A 21,468-nucleotide genomic window follows, 5' to 3' on the forward strand; every position below is an offset into this window, starting at 1 on the left:
GAAATCGGCACTTCCGCCGTGCACCTCAATACGCAGCCGTAAACACCGAGGCAGGACCCGGCGTAGGGTGGAAGACTGCGAAGCATCTTCCACGCGCCCCTATCGAGCCAAACCGAGTGCGTGAAAGGCTTCGACCATCCCAACTGCAGAACATCTGCCAGTCCGGCGCTCAGTAACGAAAAACGCCAGCATCACGCTGGCGTTTTCGTTCAGCCTGCAAAAACCGATCAGCTGCGTGCGCGCTCGGCGTCACGCAGCGCCTTGACCTGATCGTGATTGCGCTGCACACCCTGGAACTGGCGCTGGATCACCACGCGGATCTCCGCTGGCAGGTCCTTGTCGAGCGCCTTGCGGTAGCTCTTCAGTGCAACGTCCTCACCGCGCTCGCACTCGTTGAGGATGGCTTCGTCATCCTTTCCGGTAATCATCGATTTCAGATCGACCCAGCGCCGATGCAGATCGCCAGCCATGCTGCCGCTGGTTTCCGGGTCGCCGCCCAGCGAGCGCACCAGTTGCTGCAGTTCAGCCGCCGCGGTCGCGCAGTCTTGTGCGCGCTGGACCATGGTGGTTTTCAGCTGCGGGTTCTTGAGATCTTCGGCACATTCGCGAAAACCTTTCTCACCGTCCTTGCTGGTTTCGATGAGATCGTTGAGTACGGAAATCGTGTCTTGGGTATCCATGAATGGAGTCCTCTCAGGGCTTGATGAAAAGGCCGGATGAACACGGCCAACCTGATAAGTCGACTACGCCGCTTCGGCAAAGGTTCAGGCGACCTGCCCGATGGGGCGTCTGCCTAGAGAGGAAACGCCAGGATAAAACGGGTGCCGGCGGCATCGCTTTCGACCCGGACTTCGCCACCATGCAGCTGCATGATCGAACGCACGATAGCCAGCCCCAGCCCACCGGAATCACCCGGCTGCGCGCGTGAAGGATCGCAGCGATAGAAGCGGTCGAACAGCCGGGGCAAGTGTTCGACCGCTATTGCTTCGCCCTGATTGGTCACGCAAACCATGACCCGGTTACCGATGCATTCACTGCTGACACTGACCGCTGTACCCGCCTCGCCATAGCGCAGGGCATTGGCAATCAGGTTGGCCAGCGCCCGGCGCAGCAGATCGGGATCGGCCTGCACGTTGCCGCTGGCGTTGTTCTGCAGCCGCATGTCGCGCTCTTCGGCAAGCCCCTCGAAATAGTCACCGAGTTGCTCCACTGCCTCGGCCAGGTCAATCGTTTGCAGCTTGACCGCTGCGCCCGCCTGCTCGTTCCGGGCGAGAAAGAGCATGTTATTGATCATCCGCGCCAACCGTTCGTATTCCTCCTGATTGGAGGCCAGCAGGCTCTGGTAGTCCTCCAGTGAACGAACCCGACGCAAGGTCTGCTGGGTCTGCCCCATTAAATTGCCAAGCGGAGTCCGCATTTCATGGGCAAGGTCTTCGGAGAAACGCGACAACTGGGCAAAACCGGCTTCCAGGCGTTCCAGCATCTGGTTCAGTGCATCGCTCAACGCCTGCAGCTCACTCAGCTCGGCAGCTTCGTCGATACGCAGATGCAGATGCTGGACGTCGATGGCCAGCGCACGCCGGGTTAACTGACGCACCGGCCTCAGACCGCGCTGGCTCACCAGCCAGCCCAGCAGAAACGCCAGCAGCGCACCGGCGCCCAGCGCCAGCCAGAGTTTCAGGCGGTAGGCGCCCAGCATCTGCTCGCGCTCGCTCAGCAGCTTGCCAGCGATCAGGGTCAGGCCCTCCCGCGTGCCCTCGATACTCACCCAGGCAAGACGCGCTTGATCGGCAAGATCATCGAGTTGTGGTTGTTCGCCAGCCGGCAACCGGGGGATCGCCAGCTGAACCGGGTTGATCTCGATCAGCGGCTGTCCGTTTGCCCCCAGCACCCACAGGAGGTTGTCACGATTGCCGAGCATATTGGCGTACAGCTGTGGCCGCTCACGCAGCGCATCGATGCTGGCGCTGTCATCAAGCAGCGCGCGCATGCGTTCCAGTCGTCCGAGCAGTGCCTGGTCGTCACGCCAGGCGATTTCGCGCTCAAGCGAGTGATACAGGTAAAAGCCGAGGGCGCCCAGCAACAGGGTGACGACCAGCGCAAACATCAGCGCCAGCCGCAGGCTCAACGAACGCGGCAAGAGGCTCATTCCGGCACTTCCAGCAGGTAACCCATGCCACGCACGGTGTGGATCAGCTTGGGCTGGTAGGGGTCGTCCACCTTTGCGCGCAAACGGCGAATGGCGACATCGACGACGTTGGTGTCGCTGTCGAAGTTCATCTGCCAGACCTGGGAAGCGATCTGCGCACGCGACAGCACCTCCCCCTCGCGACTGAGCAGCAGGTGCAACAGGGCGAACTCCTTGTTGGTGAGGGTCAGACGCTCGCCCCGCCGGGTAACGCGACGGCGCAACAGGTCCAGTTCCAGGTCGGCGACCTTGAAATGCTCGACCTCACGCGGCGGGCCGCGCCGTAGCAGGGTGCGCACCCGCGCCAGCAGCTCGGCATAGGAGAACGGCTTGACCAGATAGTCGTCAGCACCCAGTTCGAGCCCCTTGACCCGGTCTTCCACGGCATCACGGGCGGTCAGGAACAACACCGGCGTCTGCGTTTTGCGCCGCACGATCTGCAGCAACTGCCAACCGTCGATGCCCGGCAGCATGACGTCGAGGATGATCAGGTCGAACTCGCTTTCCTGGATCAGGTGCTGGCCATCGAGCCCATTGAGTGCGACTTCCACCAGATAGCCCGACTCGCTGAGCCCCTTGCGCAGGTAATCCGCCGTTTTGAATTCATCTTCCACCACCAGTATGCGCATCGGCTTCCCCCGGTCAGGTGCATAGCCTATGGCCTGTCACCGCGTTTATTCCATTACAAACACGTAATGCGCAAGCAATGGGTTTGACGGGGCCGCACCCGCAGGATGGCGCCACCTGCTCCACAGAGCCCCTTGAGGAAAAATAATGCGCATTGTCCCCTTCTCGCTGATCGGCCTGGCACTTATCAGCAGCCAGGTCATGGCAACCACGCCGCAGCCCATCAGCCAGCAGAACGTCTCGCTGCAACTGGCCAACGCGCTGCTGGATGCAACACTCGCAGCCTGCCATGCCGAAGGCCGCACCGCAGTGGCCGCAGTGGTCGATCGTGGCGGCAATCTGGTTGCGCTGCAGCGCGACGATAACGTCGGCCCGCACAACACCCTCGCCGCGCAGCGCAAGGCCTACACCGCACTGTCGAGCAAGACCGCGACCCGCCAGTTTTCCGAGAACGCACGGGGCAACCCCGAAGCGGCCAACCTCAACACCCTGCCGGAACTGCTGCTGCTCGGCGGCGGCGTGCCGCTGAAGCTGGGTGATGAGGTCATCGGTGCAATCGGCGTGGCCGGCGCCGGCGGCGCGCAGACCGACGAAGCCTGCGCCATCGCAGCTATTGAACAACTGCTTCCTACAACCCACTGAAACCCACGGAGAAACCCATGAAAACTTTACGCAACCTGAGCGCAGGCGTGCTGCTGAGCGCCCTCTCCGGCCTGACCCTGGCCGCCGGCAACCCGTTGAGCGTGCATGTGCTGAATCTGGAAAACGGCCTGCCGTCGCCGGATGTCCAGGTCACCCTGGAGAAGCAGAACGGCAACCAATGGACCGCGCTGAATGAAGGCGTGACCAACGAGCAGGGCCGCATCACCGCGCTGTATCCGAAGGGCAAGGACCTGGAGGCGGGTGTTTATCGCGTCACCTTCAAGACCGGTGACTGGTTTGCCGCCAATCAGGGCGAAACCTTCTTCCCTGAAGTGCCGGTAATCTTCCAGGCTGACGGCGAAGTGGAGCACTACCACATCCCGCTGTTGCTCAGCCCCTACGGCTTTTCGACCTACCGCGGCAACTAAGCCACCTCAGCGCACCTCCCAATAACCGGGTGCGTTGTAGACCGCTTTCAGGTAGTCGATAAAGAAGCGCACCTTGGCCGGCAGATAGCGCTGCTGCGGATAGACCGCCTGAATGTCGTAGGCCGGCAGCGCAAACTCATCCAGCACCGTCACCAGCTCGCCGCGCTTGAGCTCGGCCTGGATTTCCCAGGTCGAGCGCCAGCCGATCCCCAGCCCCTGCTTGACCCAGTCGAATAGCAACTCGCCATCGTTGCAGTCGAGGTTGCCCGCCACCCGCACCGCCACCTGCTTGCCATCGCGCAGAAACGTCCAGCCGCGCTGTTGGCCGCCCTGCAGGTTGAAGGCGAGGCAATTGTGCCGCGTCAGATCTTCCAGCACGCGGGGCACGCCCTGACGCTCAAAGTAATCCGGCGCACCGCACACGACCCGGCGATTGGGAAACAGTTTGACCGCCACATAGTTGGGGTCGGTCACCTCGCCGATGCGGATACCCATGTCATAACCGTGGCGCACCAGATCAACCACGCTGTCGGTGAAGTTGAACGACAGCTGCAGATCGGGGAAGCGCGCCTGGAAGGCAGGCGCGTGCGGGCCGATATGCCGGCGACCGAATGCTGCGGGTGCCGAGATGACCAGATGCCCGCGCACCGAAGTGCGGTCCTGGCTGATGCTGGCGTCTGCCTCGTCGAAATCCTTGAGCAACCCGCGCGCACGCTCCAGGTACTGCTCGCCCAGGTCGGTCAGCGCCAAGCCCCGCGTAGAGCGGTGCATCAGCTTGACGCCCAGATGACGCTCCAGCGCATCGAGCCGGCGCCCCATCACGACCGGTGTTACGCCTTCCTTCAATGCGGCAGCCGCGAAGCTGCCGGCTTCGGCAACCAGTACGAAGCTGTGTACGGCTGTATAACGGCCCATTCGATACTCCTGATATCGACAGAACTGAAGTTTCGGCCAATTCCACCTTTTGTTCCAGCCCTGCATGCTTGGGCCACGTATAAAAACTATCGAGTTAAATGTAGGAGGAATGATCCATGGCCCGAATGAGAGCAATCGATGCTGCCGTCGCGGTATTGCGCAAGGAAGGCATCGACACCGCCTTCGGCATCCCCGGTGCCGCGATCAACCCACTGTATTCCGCGCTGCGTGAAGACGGCGGCATCCGCCACATCCTCGCCCGCCACGTCGAAGGTGCCTCGCACATGGCCGAGGGTTACACCCGCACCAAGGCCGGCAACATCGGCGTGTGTATCGGCACCTCCGGCCCCGCCGGCACCGACATGATCACCGGCCTCTACTCGGCCTGGGCCGACTCCATCCCGATTCTTTGCATCACCGGCCAGGCGCCGCGTGCACGGCTGTACAAGGAAGACTTCCAGGCCGTGGATATCGAATCCATCGCCAAGCCGGTCACCAAGTGGGCCGTCACCGTGCGCGAGCCGGCACTGGTGCCGCGCGTGTTCCAGCAGGCCTTCCACGTGATGCGCTCCGGTCGTCCCGGCCCGGTATTGATCGACCTGCCGTTCGACGTGCAGATGGCCGAGATCGAATTCGATGTAGAAACCTACGAGCCGCTCTCCGTCTACAAGCCCACGGCCAGCCGTAAGCAGATCGAGAAAGCCATCGACATGCTCTGCGCTGCCGAACGCCCACTGATCGTCGCCGGTGGCGGTATCTATAACGCCGGCGCAGAAGCGCTGCTGGTGGAATTTGCCGAGACCGTCGGCGTGCCGGTGATCCCGACGCTGATGGGCTGGGGTTCGATTCCCGATGACCATCCGCTGATGGCCGGCATGTGCGGCTTGCAGACCAGCCATCGCTACGGCAACGCCAACATGCTGGCTTCGGACTTCGTGCTCGGCATCGGCAACCGCTGGGCCAACCGTCACACCGGCTCGGTCGAGGTCTATACCAAGGACCGCAAATTCGTACACGTGGATATCGAGCCGACCCAGATTGGCCGGGTGTTCTCGCCGGACTTCGGCATCACCTCCGACGCCGGCGCCGCGCTGAAGCTGTTCGTCGAAGTCGCCAGGGAACGCAAGGCCGCCGGCAAACTGCCGGATCGCAACGCCTGGGCCGCCGACTGCCAGGAGCGCAAGCGCACGATGCTGCGCAAGACCCACTTCGACAGCGTGCCGATGAAGCCGCAGCGCGTGTACCAGTGCATGAACAATGCCTTCGGTCGCGATGCCTGCTACGTCAGCACCATCGGTCTGTCGCAGATCGCTGCCGCGCAGTTCCTGCACGTGTACAAGCCGCGCCACTGGATCAACTGCGGCCAGGCCGGCCCGCTCGGCTGGACCATTCCGGCAGCGCTGGGCGTGGTCGCGGCGGACCCGACCCGCAAAGTCGTGGCGCTTTCGGGCGACTACGATTTCCAGTTCATGATCGAGGAGCTGGCGGTGGGTGCGCAGTTCAAGCTGCCCTACATCCACATCCTGGTGAACAACGCCTACCTGGGCCTGATTCGGCAGTCGCAGCGCGGTTTCGAGATGGATTACTGCGTGCAGCTGGGCTTCGAGAACATCAATGCCGACCAGAGCGGCATGGAAGGTTACGGCGTCGACCACGTCGCGGTCGTCGAAGGCCTGGGCTGCAAGGCGATCCGCGTGTTCAAGCAGGAAGACCTGCGCCCGGCCATCGAACAGGCCCAGGCCTGGATGGCCGAGCATCAGGTGCCGGTGGTAATCGAAGTGATCCTGGAGCGTGTGACCAACATCGCCATGGGCACCGAGATCGACGCCATCAACGAGTTCGAAGCGCTGGCCGAAGGCCGGGAAGATGCACCGACGGCGGTCGCGCTGCTGGATTGAGGCAACCGTAACCAAACGCGTGGAAGACGCTTCGCGGTCTTCCACCCTACGTAGGGTGGATATCGCGAAGCATATCCACCGCAACGCTACACCGCAGCACCGCAGCACCGCAGCACCCGCAGGGTGGATGTCGCGCAGCACATCCACCGAAATGATCCCTACAGATCACAAGGAGTAACCCATGCCACGTTTTGCCGCCAACCTCTCCATGCTCTTCACCGAGCTGGACTTCATGGACCGTTTCGCCGCCGCAGCCAAGGCCGGCTTCAGCGGTGTCGAGTACCTGTTCCCCTACGACTTCTCCGCCGAAGAGATCAAAGCCCAGCTGGACGCCAACAACCTGACCCAGGTGCTGTTCAATCTGCCGGCCGGTGACTGGGCCGGTGGCGACCGTGGCATCGCCTGCGATCCGGAGCGCGTCGAGGAATTCCGTGCCGGGGTCGACAAGGCCATCGAATACGCCAAGGTGCTGGGCAATACCCAGGTCAACTGCCTGGCCGGCATCGCCCCCAAGGGCGCTGACATTGGCAAGCTGGAGATGACCCTTATCGAGAACCTGCGCTACGCGGCGAAGAAGCTCGAAGAGGCCGGCATCCGCCTGGTGATGGAAATGATCAACACCCGCGACATCCCGCGTTTCTTCCTCAACAACACCTCGCAAGCGCTGGAGATTCGCGACAAGGTCGGCAGCACCAACCTGTATCTGCAATACGACATCTATCACATGCAGATCATGGAAGGTGACCTGGCCCGCACCATGGAAAACAACCTGGCGGTGATCAACCACATACAGCTGGCCGACAACCCAGGCCGCAACGAGCCGGGCACCGGCGAGATCAACTACCGTTTCCTGCTCGAGCACCTGGACCACATCGGCTATCAGGGCTGGATCGGCTGCGAATACAAGCCAGCCACCACTACCGAAGCCGGCCTTGGCTGGATGAAGGCGCATAACGCGATCTGAACCGACGCGAACCAGACGAATTAAGAGGAGAAAAGAACATGGCTAAAATCGGATTTATTGGCACCGGCATCATGGGCCTGCCCATGGCTCAGAACCTGCAGAAAGCCGGTCACGACATCTTCCTGTCCGAGCACCACGACAAGGCGCCGGCCGTACTGGTAGAGGCCGGCGCAGTCGCCCTGGCTACGCCCAAGGACGTGGCTCAGGAAGCCGAATTCATCATCGTCATGGTGCCGGATACCCCTCAGGTCGAAGACGTGCTGTTCCGCGAGAACGGCATCGCTGAAGGCGTCGGCGCGAACAAGATCGTGATCGACATGAGCTCGATCTCGCCTTCCGCCACCAAGCAGTTCGCCGAGAAGATCAACGCCACTGGCGCGCAGTACCTCGATGCCCCGGTTTCCGGCGGTGAAGTCGGCGCCAAGGCCGGCAGCCTGTCGATCATGGTCGGCGGCAGCGAAGAGAGCTTCGCCCGCGCCCTGCCGTTGTTCGAGGTAATGGGCAAGAACATCACCCGCGTCGGCGGCAATGGTGACGGCCAGACCGCCAAGGTCGCCAACCAGATCATCGTCGCACTGAACATTCAGGCAGTGGCCGAAGCCCTGCTGTTCGCCGCGAAGAACGGCGCCGATCCAGCCAAGGTGCGTGAAGCGTTGATGGGCGGCTTTGCCGGTTCGAAGATCCTCGAAGTGCACGGTGAGCGCATGATCAAGGGCACCTTCGATCCGGGCTTCCGCATCAACCTGCACCAGAAGGACCTCAACCTGGCCCTGACCGGTGCCCGCGAGCTGGGCCTGAACCTGCCCAACACCGCCAATGCGCAGCAGGTGTTCAGCACCTGCGCGTCGATTGGCGGCAGCGGCTGGGACCATTCGGCACTGATCAAGGGTCTGGAACACATGTCCAACTTCTCGATCCGCAAGAAGTAAAAGCTTCGAGCCAGCTGGCTGAACCTAGCCTGCGGTAGCCACCTTCACGGGACAGACAGACAGATCGGGTGGTGGCTCACCGCAACGCCAGGCGCCAGCAACGCTCAAAGGGTTGACCGCGAGACAGGCAGAACTGGAATCATCACGTCCCCCACGACTTGGGTTCTGCATATCTGGCGGTTCAACCGCCGTCTTCGGGCGGCGCCCCTTTCGACCCGTCCGGCAGAAGGAGTCACGGCCCGATTGCCGGGCAGGTCGATTCCAGACCTTAGCGCTTGCGCCAGCGAGAATTAAGGTCTGGAATCGGCGCCATTCCTCATACAAGGAGCCTCACATGATCCGCGACCCCGAATCCCTGTTGCGCGAACTGTTCACCGCCGCCATCGATGCCGCCCATCCGCGCCAGGTGCTGGTCGATCATCTACCCGCTGACCGCAGTGGCCGTGCCATCGTCATTGGTGCGGGCAAGGCAGCGGCAGCCATGGCCGAGGCCATCGAAGCAGCATGGGAAGGCGAGATTTCCGGGCTGGTGGTCACGCGCTACGGTCACGGTGCCGACTGCCGCAAGATCGAAGTGGTGGAAGCTGCGCACCCGGTGCCGGACGATGCCGGCGAGCGTGTCGCCCGCCGCGTACTGGAAATGGTGAGCAACCTCGACGAAAGCGACCGGGTGATCTTTCTCTTGTCCGGCGGCGGCTCCTCGCTGCTGGCCTTGCCCGCCGAAGGCATCAGCCTCGCCGACAAGCAGGCGATCAACAAGGCGTTGCTGCGCTCCGGTGCCCACATCGGCGAGATGAACTGCGTACGCAAACACCTCTCCGCGATCAAGGGCGGTCGTCTGGCCAAGGCCTGCTGGCCTGCCAGCGTCTACACCTATGCCATCTCGGACGTGCCCGGCGATGAAGCGACGGTGATCGCCTCCGGCCCGACCGTAGCGGACCCTACCACCAGCGCCCAGGCCCTGGAAATTCTCGCTCGCTACAACATCGATATCCCGACCAACGTACGCCAGTGGTTGGAAGACCCGCGCTCGGAAACCGTGAAGGCGGACGATCCCTGCCTGTCACGCAGCCATTTCCAACTGATTGCCAAGCCCCAGCAGTCGCTGGAAGCGGCGGCAGTCAAGGCCCGCGCCGCCGGCATACCGGCGCTGATCCTCGGCGATCTGGAAGGCGAAGCGCGGGAAGTGGCCAAGGTGCTTGCCGGCATCACCCGTCAGGTGGCGCTGCATGGCCAGCCATTACCGGCGCCCTGCGTGCTCATTTCCGGCGGCGAAACCACGGTGACGGTGCGCGGCAATGGTCGCGGTGGGCGCAACGCCGAATTCCTGCTGAGCCTGACCGAAAATCTCAAGGGCCTGCCCGGCGTCTATGCCCTGGCCGGAGACACCGACGGCATTGACGGTTCGGAAGACAATGCCGGCGCGCTGATGACCCCGGACAGCTACGCCCGCGCCGAATCACTGGGCCTGAGCGCCGCCGACGAACTGGCCAACAACAATGGCTACGGCTATTTCCAGGCGCTCGATGCGCTGCTGATGACCGGCCCGACACGCACCAACGTCAACGACTTCCGCGCGATTCTGATAGTGCCGCCAACTGCCTGACACACGACCTAACGACCGATAATTTGCCAACAGAGGCTGCCATGACACCCGACAAGAAGGTCAAGATTCTCGCCACTCTGGGACCCGCCACCCGCAGCATCGACGACGTGCGCGCGCTGGTGGAGGCCGGGGTGAACCTGTTTCGCCTCAACTTCAGCCACGGCGAGCACGCCGATCACGCCGAGCGCTTTGCCTGGATTCGCGAAGTCGAGCGCCAGCTCAACCAGCCCATCGGCATCCTCATGGATCTGCAGGGGCCGAAGCTGCGCGTTGGGCGTTTCGCCGAAGGCAAGGTGCAGCTGGTGCGCGGACAGACCCTGCGCCTGGATCTGGACCCGACACCGGGTGACAGTACGCGGGTCAACCTGCCGCACCCGGAAATCATCGACGCACTGCAACCGGGCATGAGCCTGCTGGTGGATGACGGACGCCTGCACCTGACAGTGATCGACAAGCAGGCCGACGCCATCGAAACGCGCGTAGTGGCTGGCGGCGAATTGTCCGACCGCAAAGGCGTCAACGTGCCCGAGGCCGTACTGGAACTGAGTCCGCTGACCGAGAAGGACCGCCGCGACCTGAGCTTCGGCCTGGAGCTGGGCGTGGACTGGGTAGCGCTGTCATTCGTGCAGCGCCCGCAGGACATCCACGAAGCACGCGAGCTGATCGGCGACCGCGCCTTCCTGATGGCCAAGATCGAGAAACCTTCCGCCGTGCAGCATTTGCGCGAAATTGCCCGTTTGTGCGACGCGATCATGGTCGCTCGCGGTGACCTGGGCGTTGAGGTGCCAGCGGAAAACGTACCGCGCATTCAAAAGAACATCGTCCGCACCTGCCGTCAGCTGGGGCGTCCTGTGGTAGTGGCGACACAGATGCTCGAATCCATGCGTTTCTCCCCTGCCCCGACCCGCGCCGAAGTCACCGACGTGGCCAACGCCGTGGCCGAAGGTGCGGACGCGGTGATGCTTTCGGCGGAAACCGCATCGGGTGACTACCCGCTCGAAGCGGTGAGCATGATGAGCAAGATCATCCGCCAGGTCGAAAGCGGCCCGGATTTTCAGGCCCAGCTCGACGTGAACCGTCCGAGCGCCGAGGCGACCCTGTCCGATGCGATCAGCTGCGCGATCCGCCGGATCAGCGGGATCTTGCCGGTGGCCGTACTGGTCAACTACACCGAATCCGGACGTTCCAGCCTGCGTGCTTCCCGCGAGCGACCGAGCACGCCGATTCTCAGCCTGACGCCGAGCATCGCCACGGCACGCAAGCTGACGGTGGCCTGGGGCGTCTACTCGGTACTCGATGCACCGATGCGCGACATGGAGCAGGTCTGCGCCAACGCGCTGGAGCTGGCCCGCGCGCAGGGAATGGCCGGCACTGGCGACACCGTCATAGTGACCGCCGGCGTACCGCTGGGCCAGCCGGGAAGCACCAATTCGCTACGCATCGAAACGCTGAACTGAGACCCCATCGGGCGCTCCGGCGAGCATCCATGACGGCGAGCTTCGGCTCGCCGTTCCTCGTTTACCCGACCCATCTCGCGTTCTGAAACGCAGCCACTCCACCTCTTGCTACAGCCGTACATGCCCACTCTTGAGCCATCACGTCATACCCTTGCCGTTCTGAACGGCTTCAGCCAGGTATTCCTGCAGGCACACCCTGGCTGTGGGCTGCTCGTCCTGCTTGCCATTGCCCTGCATGACCCCGCTCTGCTGATTGGGGCCACGGTTGGCGCGCTGGTTGGCACCTTCAGCGCTGTCGCGCTGGGTTATCGCACCCCCGATATCGACATCGGGCTGTACGGCTACAATGGGATTTTGCTGGGCTTGCTGCTGGTGCTGCTGCTGGAGCTGTCGGCGCTCACGCTTGGGCTGATCGCCCTCAGCTCGCTGATGGCCAATCTGCTGCAGGTGCATCTGCTGACCGCCATGCGCGAACGCAACTGGCTGCCAGGCTTTACCTTGCCCTTCGTCCTCTTCGGCTGGCTCGCTTTGATGCTGGCCGGGGCGCTCGACCTGATCACACAGGCACGGCTGGATGCACCGCTGACGCCGGATGCTCCGGGGCTGCTCCTGGCAGTCGCATCCGGTATCGGGCAAATAATATTCCTCGGCCAACCACTGACTGGGCTGATAGTACTGTTGGCCGTAGGGCTGGCTGACCGCAGGGCCGCTGTCTGGATGCTGTGCGGCTCGGTCGTCGGAATGGTCATAAGCATGACAATAGGCGCTCCGGAACAGCAGGTACTGGCCGGATTGGCCGGCTACAACCCGGCACTCGCTGCACTGGCCGTCAGCCAGGTGCAGCGCTCGCTGGCGGCCCCTCTGTTGGCGATCATCGCTGCAGCGCTGCTCAGGTTGGTATTCGACCAGCTGGGCCTGCCGCCACTGACCATGCCTTTCATCATGGCCTGCTGGCTGGTAGCGCTGGGTGCGCGCTGGCGATCCAGCAGAACTGAACACGCCTAACCCTGAGTGGCACGGGGATCCTGATCGTGCGGATAGCAACGCTCTTCCTCGACCTCTCCCTTCTCGTTGTGAATCATCACCGAGGCAGTGCGCAGCTTCATGTAATCCCGGGTCTCGTTGAGGATTTCCTCCCTGGTCAGGGTCTCGATCAGGGCGCGCCTATCGCCCTGCTCACGCAATACCCAGCGATCAACTTCGTGTGTGATCTGGTAGTTCCCCATAATTGCCCTCCAATGCCGAATCAAGAGTAGGTCCTGGAGTGACCGACAGCTCCGCAGCTCGCTGCATCCTGTTATAAACGGACGCAACAGTGACGGTAAATATCACCCCAAAAGGTTATTAGGACCCTGAAAGTCAGGGTCCTATTTACCTGACAACTTTCCACGCCCTTGATTTCAGTCAATTACAGGCTGGAACGATTATTGAAGGGAATGGAGCAGCCTGTCCGCAGGCTCGCCTGCTGCGAGCCACACCAGAGACGGCCCTATAACGAACGGAGTGATCCATGCTTTGCGCTGAACAACGTGCCCTGATCAAAGCCACCGTACCCCTGCTGGAAAGCGGTGGCGAAGCCCTGACAACTCACTTCTATCGCCTGATGCTGGCCGAACATCCTGAGGTTCGCCCGCTTTTCAACCAGGCCCACCAAGCCAGTGGCGACCAGCCACGCGCGCTGGCCAATGGCGTGCTGATGTACGCCAAGCATATTGACCAGCTGGAGCAGCTTGGCGGGCTGGTATCGAAAATCGTCAACAAGCATGTCGCCCTGCAAGTACTGCCGGAGCATTACCCGATTGTCGGCTCCTGCCTGCTGCGCGCCATCCGCGAAGTGCTCGGCAGCAAAATCGCCACCGACGAAGTGATCGCCGCCTGGGCTATGGCCTATCAGCAACTGGCCGATATTCTCATCGGCACCGAAGAGCAGATCTACAGCAGTGCCGCAGATGCGCCGGGCGGCTGGCGTGGCGCACGAACGTTCCGCATCGCCCGCAAGGTGGTCGAGAGCGACGAGATCACCTCCTTCTACCTGCAACCCGAAGACGGCGGCCCGCTGCTGGCCCACAAGCCGGGCCAGTACATCGGTCTGCGCCTGCATATTGGTGGCGAGGAAGTGCGCCGCAACTACTCCCTGTCCGCCGCCAGCAATGGCTGCGAATACCGCATCAGCGTGAAGCGCGAGGATGGCGGCTTGGCGTCCAATACGCTGCATGCCATGCCCGAGGGCGAAAACCTGGAGCTGTTTGCACCCGCCGGTGATTTCATTCTGGAGCCAAGCGACAAGCCGCTGGTGCTCATCAGCGGTGGCGTCGGCATCACCCCGACTCTGGCCATGCTTGAAGAAGCACTGCAGACCTCACGCCCGGTGCACTTCATCCACTGCGCGCGCAATGCCGGCGCACATGCATTCCGCGAGCTGGTAGATGGGCTGGCCGAGCGTCATGTACAGCTCAAGCGTTTCTACTGCTACGACGAGCACGAAGGTGAACATGCCCAGCCGGACGCCGTGGGTCTGATGACAGCCGAACGCCTGGACAGCTGGCTGCCGGACAACAGGGACCTGGATGCTTATTTCCTCGGCCCCAAAGCCTTTATGGTGGCAATCCGGCGCCAGCTGCAGGGTCTAGGTGTTCCAGAGCATCAGCTGCGTCACGAGTTCTTTGGACCGGCCTCGGCACTGCAATAAATCGACGCGAGCCTGTGCTGAGCAGGCTCGCATCCATACAAACAAAATGCATTAAACAAACAACCACTACTTATAACGAAGTACCGTTTCGTTGCGCCTTCATTTCGCCATAGTCTTACTGTTTTCATTGAAAACCATTCGTCTGCCACCTGCCTTTAAAGGGAAACTCCTTGCACCCACCCGACTCTGAATCCCTGAAGGCTGATGACGTTATTCAGCCCGCACGATTCTCTATTCCCTTTCAGGAGAAATGAAGATGACCAACAAGAATCCCGGCAACTTTGCTAACGACCGCGAAAAAGCCTCCGAAGCAGGCAAGAAAGGTGGGCAGAACAGCGGCGGCAATTTCGCCAATGATCGCGAAAAGGCTTCCGAAGCCGGTCGCAAGGGCGGTCAAAACAGCCACGGCGGTGGTCGCAGCAGCAATAGCTGAAGCGAAAAAAAGAGGGCAAGGATAAATTTCCTTGCCCTCTTTTTATTTGTCATGGTTTTCAACTACATACTAGGTGACGACCAAACCTTTAATAGTCTTCTGCATTCTTACGCTGACTATCAGGCATGCCCCTAACTCCTTACGCCCTACGAAACCTTAAATGGCAATGCGCAAAAAGAATGGTCGAACCCACTAACAGCTCATTTCAATTTCGTCTGAAACTTTCAAAATGTTCCAACTGCATCTCACTGAGTCCAACCAGCACTGAGCAATCCTCTATTCTTTCGTGCTTTTTCGCACCTGGATCTGATTCACTGATCGCTCCGCTACAAAGCCGGTTTCGACCGCTCGCCTTGGCCTGGTACATGCGTTTGTCGGCCTGCTCAAGGAGCTGCTGTCCGCTTTCGGGTCTATCTGCACAACGTTCTGCCAGACCAATGCTGGCTGTAAGCGGCAAACCATCCGGGCGCAATCCGAAGCCTTTTTGAACCATCCGACCAAGCGCCAGGCGCGCCTGCTCAATATCGGTGTCAGGCATGATCACCACGAACTCTTCGCCGCCCCAGCGCACCAGACTGTCAGTACTGCGCAGGTTGGTCAGAAGATGTCGGGTGCAATCACGCAGCACCTGATCACCGGCATCGTGACCGAAGGTATCGTTGATCGACTTGAAGTGATCGAGATCGACGAAAGCCACAGCCAGGCCGCTGTCGTGACGTCGCGCGGTATCCCACTGCAGCTGCATGATTTCCTGGCCGCTGCCACGCGAGAAAACCCCTGTCAGCGGGTCGCGAATGGCCTGGCGCACCAGCGCAATCATGAACGCTAACTGGCTCAGACTTGCCAGGGCCGTAACGCCGGCAATAAGGATCAGCAGCCAGAAGGCACCAGCGAACGAAGGCCAGTTCAAGGTCGACCAGCTCAGATAGCCCGCCAGGGCCTGGGCCAGCAAAAGAATGAAGGCCAGCACCAGATTTTCGACCAGGGTCAGCGGGAATATCGCCAGACCAGCCATCAGCACGAAAGGCAGAAATGCATAGCCCGTAGCCACCACGGCAGAAAACTGGGTCAGCTGATACCCGCCCAGCAGGGTATGCGACGCGATATAGAACACCGTGGGGATCGCAAACAGAATGGCAATCGCCCGGTAGGCATCGAAGAGGTTACCGCTGGGTCGATAGAACAGCAGCAGGCAGGCAAAAGCCCCACAGGCAAGCAGACGAAATGCCGCCAGCCCCAGCCATAACGGATAGCTGAACACCATGAGGTCAATGATGCCCCACACCGGTGTCAGCACAGCGAAGAGAAAGGCGAACAGACGGACGCGATTGACGATCAGTGTCGCGCGGCGCTGCGTCAGCAGCATCGAGTGGCGATGCGGAATCAACAGCTGCTTGAGCTCGTTGGGCTTGAGCTCACTGGGCAGCAATGTAGCCAAACGACTTAAAAGAAGATCAATCAACGACGGCATTTTTTATTGTCACCCGGGCGGGATGGTTGGCGGACTTTTCAGCCTTGTGTCAGTCGCGCTGAATAGTAGCATTCTGACACCAGTTCATTTCATTGACTGAGCGCAACCATCCGTATCATCTGATTCACTGGATTAGCCGATAAACGGCTCGAATCCCCCTACCCTTAATAGGGCTAAGCCAGTGTTAACGACTGCCATCCATATTTCAGAAGCAGCTCGTCCTGATGATTTGTAACCAATAAATTCATAGCCTGTTAACGACGGTCGATCTGCTCCTGCAAATTGGCGATCTGGCTTTGCAGCGTGTTGAAGCTGCGCGTCATCTGTGCCCGGAACGAATCGAACTCGGCGGTTTGCACGCCCGGCGCGGTGGCGGGACGATTATCCAGTTCGCTACGCAGAACCAGCACATCCTGCTCCAGCCGGCTGATGGCTTGAGCGGGATCGCTCTGGCGCTTCAGAGCGGCAATTTCCTTGTTGATACCCTCGATGCGAGCGGGCACTTTGCCCAGACCGTCGAGCGAACCTTTCAAGCCCTTAAGTTCGCTACTCAAGCTGGCTTGCTGGCTGTTCAGCGCGTCAAGAGTCTGCGTGAACGTGGCCACCGCCGCCTGCTGTTTGCGCATTTCGACCGCCACCGCCTCGACACGCCCGGCCTGCTCTTCCAGACGCTGATCATGATTACCCTGCCTGCCCACCAGGCTTTGCTGCTGCGTGGTGATGGCGCGCTGCTGCTCCAGCAACTCGATGGCCTGCTTCTCAAGCTGCTTGATGCGCAACTTCAACGCTTCGCCTTCGGTGGTGACATTGGACTCGGTGGCCACCATTTTTCCGGAAATATCCTGCAGTCGGCCCGCCGCATCTTCACTGATGCGCGCAAAACTCTCCTGAGTAGCCACCAGTTGCGTCTCCAGCCGCTCGAGCTGTCCCTTACCCCACCAGCTCAATGCCAGCACCGCGCCGAAAAGCAGCACAACCATTATCCATAACGGCGCGACGCTGGCGTTGCGGCGTTTCTGGCGTGTTCGTTCATGTTCCAGACCGCTCTCGGCTGGCTTGTGCAGAGGTTCGAACTCCGGCTCCGGATAGGGCTTGTCCCTGTCGGCGGTCAGGCTGGGGACATGGTCCAGTTCGTCGTGGGCATCGTTGCGCATGGGATACCTTTGAGGGCGCGTAGCAAAAGACAGCGCGCAGTATAACGATTTAAGCGATAGCGCTTCAGAGCGCACCATGATCAGGCAGGTTCGCGGCATTCGACCCAAGCTCGTGCGGCGACCTGCCCCAGGCCGCCCCGTCACTGCGTCGCGGTTTTCGCTCAAAGCGAGACATGGCGGGGCTTGCATCGTCCAGTACGCAGATTGGTACGCCTGTTGCTTTGACACTCGTGGCAGCCTGGATGGCATCACCGACAGGGATGTCGGGCCTGAACAACGCCTCAGAGGAGCGGATCAACATGGAGTTCAACAAGGCTGTACTTGACTGCATGCGAACCCTGCGTCGCCGGCTTCGCGAAGAACAGCATCTTGATATCCGCCTCAGTCAGCCTGACGCCATTTCGGCCATGCTGGCAGCCTGCCTATGTTCCGCCGACGAACTGACCCGGGAGCTTGGCAAGCAATTGGCTGCCTACAGTGAGCAACCGCCACCAGTACCCCGCACGCCGATCTCGCCGAGCGGCGAAATTCGTCAGGCCTCGATACGCATCTATCGCGGCCAGCGGGTCATGTCCTGAGCCGCCTCAGACAACCAGCCACTCAGGAGCAGCGCGGGTAAGTTGCCGGGTAAGTTCGGCAAGCAACTCACCTCCGTTGCGCCAGTGATGCCAATAAAGCGGCACATCTATGGGCTGGCCATGAAACACATCCACCAGTGCCCCACTTGCCAATTCGGCGCGCACCTGCAACTCGGGCACCAGGCCCCAACCAAGATCGCTGTGCAGCAGACGCACAAAGCCTTCGGATGAAGGGCAGAGGTGGTGACTGAAGGCTCCGTTCAGGCCGAGCGCAGCCAGATAGCGATGCTGCAGCTGATCATCCGGACCGAAGACGATTGCCGGGACGTGCAGCAGTGCCTCCACCGGCACATTGCCGCTCAGGTGACGCTCGATAAATGCCGGGCTGGCGAGGGCTCGATAACGCATCGCACCGAGAAACTGGCTGCGCGCACCCGCCAGGGGCCGCTCCACGGCGCACACGCAGGCGGCCACCTCACCGACACGCATGCGCTTGAGACCCACTGCCTGATCTTCCAGTACATGGTCGAGCACCACCCCGTGCGCGGCACAGAATGGCGCCACCGCTGGCGCCCACCAGGTGGCAAGGCTGTCCGCATTGAGCGCAATGCGCAGCCGCTCGGGCAAACGATTGGCGTCCATTTCCGGCACCTGTGCCTGAAGGTCACGTTCCAGCAATCTCACCTGCTGCACATGATTGAGCAGCCGTCGGCCAACTTCGGTCGGCTGCGGCGGCGCCGCACGCAGCAGGACTGGCTGGCCCAACCGCGCCTCCAGCAGTTTGATCCGCTGGGATACGGCTGATTGCGATAACCCCAGCGCTTGGGCAGCCCGCTCGAACCCTGCCTGCTCGACTACCGCAGCCAAGGCCGCCAGCAACTTGTAATCAAGCATCGATTTTCCTTATGCATCATTATCAACTTTCGTTTTTCTTATACGCTTCGGATGCCGAAACTGCCAACCTTCCTTTGGCACAAACGGGTACAGGCCATGTGGCAGAGTTATTTCAATGGATTGCTGGTGACGGCAGGCCTGATCATCGCCATCGGCGCGCAGAATGCCTTTGTCCTCGCCCAGAGCCTGCGCCGCGAACATCACCTGCCGGTCGCTGCGCTGTGCATCCTGTGCGACATTCTATTGGTGGCGGTCGGCGTTTTCGGCCTGGCGGCAGTACTGGCAGCCAATCCCCTGCTGCTGGCAATCACCCGCTGGGGTGGCGTGGCCTTCCTGACCTTCTACGGCGTCATCGCCCTGCGTCGCGCTGCGAGACCGCAGGCGCTGCGCGAAGATACGCCAAGCAACCCACGTTCGCTGCGCAGCGTGCTGCTCGCGGCGCTGGCCGTTACGCTGCTCAACCCGCATGTCTATCTCGATACGGTCCTGCTGATCGGCTCGGTCGGCGCCCAGCAGCCAGAACCCGGCGCCTATACCCTGGGCGCAGCCAGCGCATCGACGCTGTGGTTCCTGCTACTGGCGCTTGGAGGTGCCTGGCTGGCTCCATGGCTGGCGCGCCCCCTTACCTGGCGCCTGATCGACCTTGGCGTCGCAGGCATGATGTTCGCCATTGCCACACAACTGATCCTCACTGCCTGAGGAACAGCAGACTTTTCTCGTGGTCCACGCAGAGGGCTCACACCCGCAACCCCCTGGGCATTGCATGAATTACAGGCTCTGGCGCCTGCTTTCCCACACGGTTGCCGCGTGGTTTTGCCGCAGGGCGGGTGCTATGATCCTCGATTCGCGGGCATGCAGTGGAATACTTCAGCCCGCCACACGGCCGCCCGTGAACGGCCAAGAGATTACCCACGCATGGAGCCAGCAAGGGGAAGAACAGATTCAGACGGACGGCCAGCCTTACAGTTTCGCCGTTTTCCGCCGCGCGCTGGCATCAGCGCAGACTGTCGCCCCTCAATCTGGCCGCATGCATTCTCGACACCTGATCAGGAGATACATCATGGCTTTCGAATTGCCGCCGCTTCCGTTTGAAAAGAATGCCCTCGAACCGCACATTTCCGCCGAGACGTTCGAGTACCACCACGGCAAGCACCATCAGGCTTACGTGACCAACCTGAACAACCTGGTTCCAGGCACCGAGTTCGAAGGCAAGGACCTGGAAACCATCATCAAGACCTCTTCCGGTGGCATCTTCAACAACGCCGCTCAGGTCTGGAACCACACCTTCTTCTGGAACTGCATGGCACCGAACGCCGGTGGCCAGCCGACCGGCGCCCTGGCTGATGCCATCAACGCCGCCTTTGGCGACTTCGACAAGTTCAAGGAAGAGTTCACCAAAACCGCCATCGGCACCTTCGGCTCCGGCTGGGCCTGGCTGGTGAAGAAGTCCGACGGCAGCGTCGGCCTGGCCAGCACCATCGGTGCCGGCAACCCGATGACCGCCGGTGACAAGCCGCTGCTGACCTGCGACGTCTGGGAACACGCCTACTACATCGACTACCGCAACGCCCGTCCGAAGTTCGTCGAGGCGTTCTGGAACGTCGTCAACTGGGACTTCGTCGCGAAGAACTTCGCCGACTGAAGCCCCATGCTGCCACGGGGAGTCGGCCTGGCAGGCCGTTGAAAAATGTAGCCGAGGCAGGCAAGACAAGGCAAAAACAGGCGAGGAAGCGGAGCTTAGTGGCCTAAGTGAGCATTCCGAGCCTGTTTTTAACGCCGTATTGCCAACGCAGGTAGTTTTTCAACAGCCTGCTGGCCATCCCTCGTGACGCATGCACCGGAATGCCCGCCTCCTTGTGAGTCGGGCATTTTTCGTTTCTGGTACTCGTACGGAGTCTACTTCCATGTCCAAAACCGCACTCGTCATTGGCGCCTCCCGCGGCCTCGGCCTCGGGCTGGCCAAACAACTGCACGGCGAAGGCTGGCAGGTGATCGCCACGGTCCGCGACCCACAACGCGCCGAGGCGCTCGCCGCTCTGGCTGATGTTCGTCTCGAAATACTGGATATCGACGATGCGGCAAGCGTCGATGCGCTGGCTCAGCGCCTGACCGACACCCAGCTGGACCTGCTCTATATCAATGCCGGCATTTCCGGCTCACGAGACGCCTCGGCCAGTGATGCAAGCAGAGAAGACGTCGGCGCACTCTTCATGACCAATGCCGTGGCGCCGATCCGCCTGGCCGAGCGTCTGTTACCACTGATGGAACCACGCAAGGGCGTGATCACCTTCATGAGCTCGATCATGGGCAGCGTTGAACTCGGCCCGGGAATGGGCATGTCGCTGTACGGCGCCAGCAAGGCAGCGCTCAATCACCTGACTCGTACCTTTGCCGCAGAACTCGGCGAGGATGCCGGGATGACAGTGCTTTCCATGCATCCAGGCTGGGTAAGAACCGAGATGGGCGGCGACCAGGCACCCCTGGATGTCGAAACCAGTTGCCGCTCGATTGTCGAGCAGGTAACGAGCGCAGCCGGCCAGCGCGGACATCGCTTTATCGATTACCAGGGCCAACCACTACCTTGGTAATCCACTC

The 21,468-nt window shown here is 61.3% G+C and carries 22 protein-coding genes; 14 read left to right on the top strand and 8 right to left on the bottom strand.

Annotated features, from left to right (window positions below):
- Window positions 1-227: 227 nt before the first annotated feature.
- The 3 genes from NAV32_RS00005 to NAV32_RS00015 all read right to left on the bottom strand — a co-directional run bounded on the left by NAV32_RS00005 (window position 228) and on the right by NAV32_RS00015 (window position 2,817).
- Complete coding sequence (locus tag NAV32_RS00005; RefSeq protein WP_256050616.1) at window positions 228-680, bottom strand: PA2169 family four-helix-bundle protein; 453 nt, start codon at window positions 678-680, stop codon at window positions 228-230.
- 113 nt (window positions 681-793) lie between these two features.
- Window positions 794-2,149, bottom strand: coding sequence for a heavy metal sensor histidine kinase (locus tag NAV32_RS00010; RefSeq protein ID WP_256050618.1), 1,356 nt, complete (start codon window positions 2,147-2,149; stop codon window positions 794-796).
- Window positions 2,146-2,817, bottom strand: a complete 672-nt coding sequence (locus tag NAV32_RS00015; RefSeq protein ID WP_256050620.1) for a heavy metal response regulator transcription factor — start codon at window positions 2,815-2,817, stop codon at window positions 2,146-2,148. The genes NAV32_RS00010 and NAV32_RS00015 overlap by 4 nt, the downstream gene beginning before the upstream one ends.
- 145 nt (window positions 2,818-2,962) lie before the next feature.
- Here NAV32_RS00015 and NAV32_RS00020 point away from each other — a divergent pair, with 145 nt between their 5' ends.
- Together NAV32_RS00020 and uraH are read left to right on the top strand one after the other, a co-directional pair.
- Window positions 2,963-3,457, top strand: a complete 495-nt coding sequence (locus NAV32_RS00020; protein WP_256050622.1) for a GlcG/HbpS family heme-binding protein — start codon at window positions 2,963-2,965, stop codon at window positions 3,455-3,457.
- A gap of 17 nt (window positions 3,458-3,474) precedes the next feature.
- Window positions 3,475-3,885 carry a hydroxyisourate hydrolase gene (gene uraH, locus NAV32_RS00025; RefSeq protein WP_256050632.1) on the top strand — a complete coding sequence of 137 codons (411 nt, stop codon included), beginning with the start codon at window positions 3,475-3,477 and terminating at the stop codon, window positions 3,883-3,885.
- A 6-nt stretch (window positions 3,886-3,891) separates the two neighbouring features.
- Here the strand turns inward: uraH and NAV32_RS00030 are convergent, their stop codons facing one another.
- A complete protein-coding gene (locus NAV32_RS00030; protein WP_256050634.1) occupies window positions 3,892-4,800 on the bottom strand; it encodes a LysR substrate-binding domain-containing protein in 909 nt (302 codons plus the stop codon).
- 116 nt (window positions 4,801-4,916) lie between these two features.
- Here NAV32_RS00030 and gcl point away from each other — a divergent pair, with 116 nt between their 5' ends.
- The 6 genes from gcl to NAV32_RS00060 all read left to right on the top strand — a co-directional run bounded on the left by gcl (window position 4,917) and on the right by NAV32_RS00060 (window position 12,659).
- Window positions 4,917-6,698 carry a glyoxylate carboligase gene (gcl, locus tag NAV32_RS00035; RefSeq protein WP_256050636.1) on the top strand — a complete coding sequence of 594 codons (1,782 nt, stop codon included), beginning with the start codon at window positions 4,917-4,919 and terminating at the stop codon, window positions 6,696-6,698.
- Window positions 6,699-6,879: 181 nt separating this feature from the next.
- Window positions 6,880-7,662, top strand: coding sequence for a hydroxypyruvate isomerase (gene hyi / locus NAV32_RS00040; protein ID WP_256050638.1), 783 nt, complete (start codon window positions 6,880-6,882; stop codon window positions 7,660-7,662).
- A 38-nt stretch (window positions 7,663-7,700) separates the two neighbouring features.
- Complete coding sequence (locus NAV32_RS00045) at window positions 7,701-8,591, top strand: 2-hydroxy-3-oxopropionate reductase (protein WP_256050640.1); 891 nt, start codon at window positions 7,701-7,703, stop codon at window positions 8,589-8,591.
- A gap of 334 nt (window positions 8,592-8,925) precedes the next feature.
- The gene (locus NAV32_RS00050) at window positions 8,926-10,197 is read left to right on the top strand and encodes a glycerate kinase type-2 family protein (RefSeq protein WP_256050642.1); all 1,272 of its coding nucleotides are present in this window, start codon (window positions 8,926-8,928) and stop codon (window positions 10,195-10,197) included.
- Between the two features lie 41 nt (window positions 10,198-10,238).
- Window positions 10,239-11,654, top strand: coding sequence for a pyruvate kinase (pyk, locus tag NAV32_RS00055; protein ID WP_256050644.1), 1,416 nt, complete (start codon window positions 10,239-10,241; stop codon window positions 11,652-11,654).
- Between the two features lie 120 nt (window positions 11,655-11,774).
- Window positions 11,775-12,659, top strand: coding sequence for an urea transporter (locus NAV32_RS00060; protein WP_256050646.1), 885 nt, complete (start codon window positions 11,775-11,777; stop codon window positions 12,657-12,659).
- On the opposite strand, the gene NAV32_RS00065 is transcribed toward NAV32_RS00060, so the two are convergent.
- Window positions 12,656-12,880, bottom strand: coding sequence for a DUF2188 domain-containing protein (locus NAV32_RS00065; protein WP_256050648.1), 225 nt, complete (start codon window positions 12,878-12,880; stop codon window positions 12,656-12,658). The two genes, NAV32_RS00060 and NAV32_RS00065, sit on opposite strands and share 4 nt — an antisense overlap.
- A 284-nt stretch (window positions 12,881-13,164) precedes the next feature.
- Between NAV32_RS00065 and hmpA the strand changes: the two genes are divergently transcribed.
- Complete coding sequence (gene hmpA, locus NAV32_RS00070; protein ID WP_256050650.1) at window positions 13,165-14,343, top strand: NO-inducible flavohemoprotein; 1,179 nt, start codon at window positions 13,165-13,167, stop codon at window positions 14,341-14,343.
- A 256-nt stretch (window positions 14,344-14,599) separates the two neighbouring features.
- On the top strand, window positions 14,600-14,776 hold the full coding sequence (locus NAV32_RS00075; protein WP_272890066.1) for a general stress protein: 177 nt from the start codon (window positions 14,600-14,602) through the stop codon (window positions 14,774-14,776).
- A 205-nt stretch (window positions 14,777-14,981) separates the two neighbouring features.
- On the opposite strand, the gene NAV32_RS00080 is transcribed toward NAV32_RS00075, so the two are convergent.
- A complete protein-coding gene (locus NAV32_RS00080) occupies window positions 14,982-16,247 on the bottom strand; it encodes a GGDEF domain-containing protein (protein WP_256050654.1) in 1,266 nt (421 codons plus the stop codon).
- Window positions 16,248-16,501: 254 nt separating this feature from the next.
- Window positions 16,502-17,401 (bottom strand): ATPase, encoded by a 900-nt coding sequence (locus NAV32_RS00085; RefSeq protein WP_256050656.1) that lies wholly within the window; start codon window positions 17,399-17,401, stop codon window positions 16,502-16,504.
- Window positions 17,402-17,700: 299 nt separating this feature from the next.
- Here NAV32_RS00085 and NAV32_RS00090 point away from each other — a divergent pair, with 299 nt between their 5' ends.
- On the top strand, window positions 17,701-17,979 hold the full coding sequence (locus NAV32_RS00090; RefSeq protein ID WP_256050658.1) for a hypothetical protein: 279 nt from the start codon (window positions 17,701-17,703) through the stop codon (window positions 17,977-17,979).
- Between the two features lie 6 nt (window positions 17,980-17,985).
- On the opposite strand, the gene NAV32_RS00095 is transcribed toward NAV32_RS00090, so the two are convergent.
- Complete coding sequence (locus tag NAV32_RS00095; RefSeq protein WP_256050660.1) at window positions 17,986-18,873, bottom strand: LysR family transcriptional regulator ArgP; 888 nt, start codon at window positions 18,871-18,873, stop codon at window positions 17,986-17,988.
- Window positions 18,874-18,969: 96 nt separating this feature from the next.
- Here NAV32_RS00095 and NAV32_RS00100 point away from each other — a divergent pair, with 96 nt between their 5' ends.
- The 3 genes from NAV32_RS00100 (at window position 18,970) to NAV32_RS00110 (ending at window position 21,461) form a co-directional block, all read left to right on the top strand.
- Window positions 18,970-19,572 carry a LysE/ArgO family amino acid transporter gene (locus tag NAV32_RS00100; protein WP_256050662.1) on the top strand — a complete coding sequence of 201 codons (603 nt, stop codon included), beginning with the start codon at window positions 18,970-18,972 and terminating at the stop codon, window positions 19,570-19,572.
- A gap of 361 nt (window positions 19,573-19,933) precedes the next feature.
- Complete coding sequence (locus tag NAV32_RS00105; protein ID WP_256050664.1) at window positions 19,934-20,515, top strand: superoxide dismutase; 582 nt, start codon at window positions 19,934-19,936, stop codon at window positions 20,513-20,515.
- Between the two features lie 262 nt (window positions 20,516-20,777).
- On the top strand, window positions 20,778-21,461 hold the full coding sequence (locus NAV32_RS00110; protein WP_256050666.1) for an SDR family oxidoreductase: 684 nt from the start codon (window positions 20,778-20,780) through the stop codon (window positions 21,459-21,461).
- Window positions 21,462-21,468: the final 7 nt, after the last annotated feature.

Source organism: Stutzerimonas stutzeri, assembly GCF_024448695.1.
GTDB classification, from domain to species: Bacteria; Pseudomonadota; Gammaproteobacteria; order Pseudomonadales; family Pseudomonadaceae; genus Stutzerimonas; species Stutzerimonas stutzeri_T.

Bases quoted from the DNA above. Each gene is read 5' to 3' on its own strand.
- hyi (WP_256050638.1), top strand. From the start codon at position 6,880: ATGCCACGTTTTGCCGCCAACCTCTCCATGCTCTTCACCGAGCTGGAC.
- NAV32_RS00050 (WP_256050642.1), top strand. From the start codon at position 8,926: ATGATCCGCGACCCCGAATCCCTGTTGCGCGAACTGTTCACCGCCGCC.
- hmpA (WP_256050650.1), top strand. From the start codon at position 13,165: ATGCTTTGCGCTGAACAACGTGCCCTGATCAAAGCCACCGTACCCCTG.
- pyk (WP_256050644.1), top strand. From the start codon at position 10,239: ATGACACCCGACAAGAAGGTCAAGATTCTCGCCACTCTGGGACCCGCC.
- uraH (WP_256050632.1), top strand. From the start codon at position 3,475: ATGAAAACTTTACGCAACCTGAGCGCAGGCGTGCTGCTGAGCGCCCTC.
- NAV32_RS00015 (WP_256050620.1), bottom strand. From the start codon at position 2,817: ATGCGCATACTGGTGGTGGAAGATGAATTCAAAACGGCGGATTACCTG.
- NAV32_RS00060 (WP_256050646.1), top strand. From the start codon at position 11,775: ATGCCCACTCTTGAGCCATCACGTCATACCCTTGCCGTTCTGAACGGC.
- NAV32_RS00020 (WP_256050622.1), top strand. From the start codon at position 2,963: ATGCGCATTGTCCCCTTCTCGCTGATCGGCCTGGCACTTATCAGCAGC.
- NAV32_RS00005 (WP_256050616.1), bottom strand. From the start codon at position 680: ATGGATACCCAAGACACGATTTCCGTACTCAACGATCTCATCGAAACC.
- NAV32_RS00090 (WP_256050658.1), top strand. From the start codon at position 17,701: ATGGAGTTCAACAAGGCTGTACTTGACTGCATGCGAACCCTGCGTCGC.
- NAV32_RS00085 (WP_256050656.1), bottom strand. From the start codon at position 17,401: ATGCGCAACGATGCCCACGACGAACTGGACCATGTCCCCAGCCTGACC.
- NAV32_RS00065 (WP_256050648.1), bottom strand. From the start codon at position 12,880: ATGGGGAACTACCAGATCACACACGAAGTTGATCGCTGGGTATTGCGT.
- NAV32_RS00105 (WP_256050664.1), top strand. From the start codon at position 19,934: ATGGCTTTCGAATTGCCGCCGCTTCCGTTTGAAAAGAATGCCCTCGAA.
- gcl (WP_256050636.1), top strand. From the start codon at position 4,917: ATGGCCCGAATGAGAGCAATCGATGCTGCCGTCGCGGTATTGCGCAAG.
- NAV32_RS00100 (WP_256050662.1), top strand. From the start codon at position 18,970: ATGTGGCAGAGTTATTTCAATGGATTGCTGGTGACGGCAGGCCTGATC.
- NAV32_RS00080 (WP_256050654.1), bottom strand. From the start codon at position 16,247: ATGCCGTCGTTGATTGATCTTCTTTTAAGTCGTTTGGCTACATTGCTG.
- NAV32_RS00045 (WP_256050640.1), top strand. From the start codon at position 7,701: ATGGCTAAAATCGGATTTATTGGCACCGGCATCATGGGCCTGCCCATG.
- NAV32_RS00095 (WP_256050660.1), bottom strand. From the start codon at position 18,873: ATGCTTGATTACAAGTTGCTGGCGGCCTTGGCTGCGGTAGTCGAGCAG.
- NAV32_RS00075 (WP_272890066.1), top strand. From the start codon at position 14,600: ATGACCAACAAGAATCCCGGCAACTTTGCTAACGACCGCGAAAAAGCC.
- NAV32_RS00030 (WP_256050634.1), bottom strand. From the start codon at position 4,800: ATGGGCCGTTATACAGCCGTACACAGCTTCGTACTGGTTGCCGAAGCC.
- NAV32_RS00110 (WP_256050666.1), top strand. From the start codon at position 20,778: ATGTCCAAAACCGCACTCGTCATTGGCGCCTCCCGCGGCCTCGGCCTC.
- NAV32_RS00010 (WP_256050618.1), bottom strand. From the start codon at position 2,149: ATGAGCCTCTTGCCGCGTTCGTTGAGCCTGCGGCTGGCGCTGATGTTT.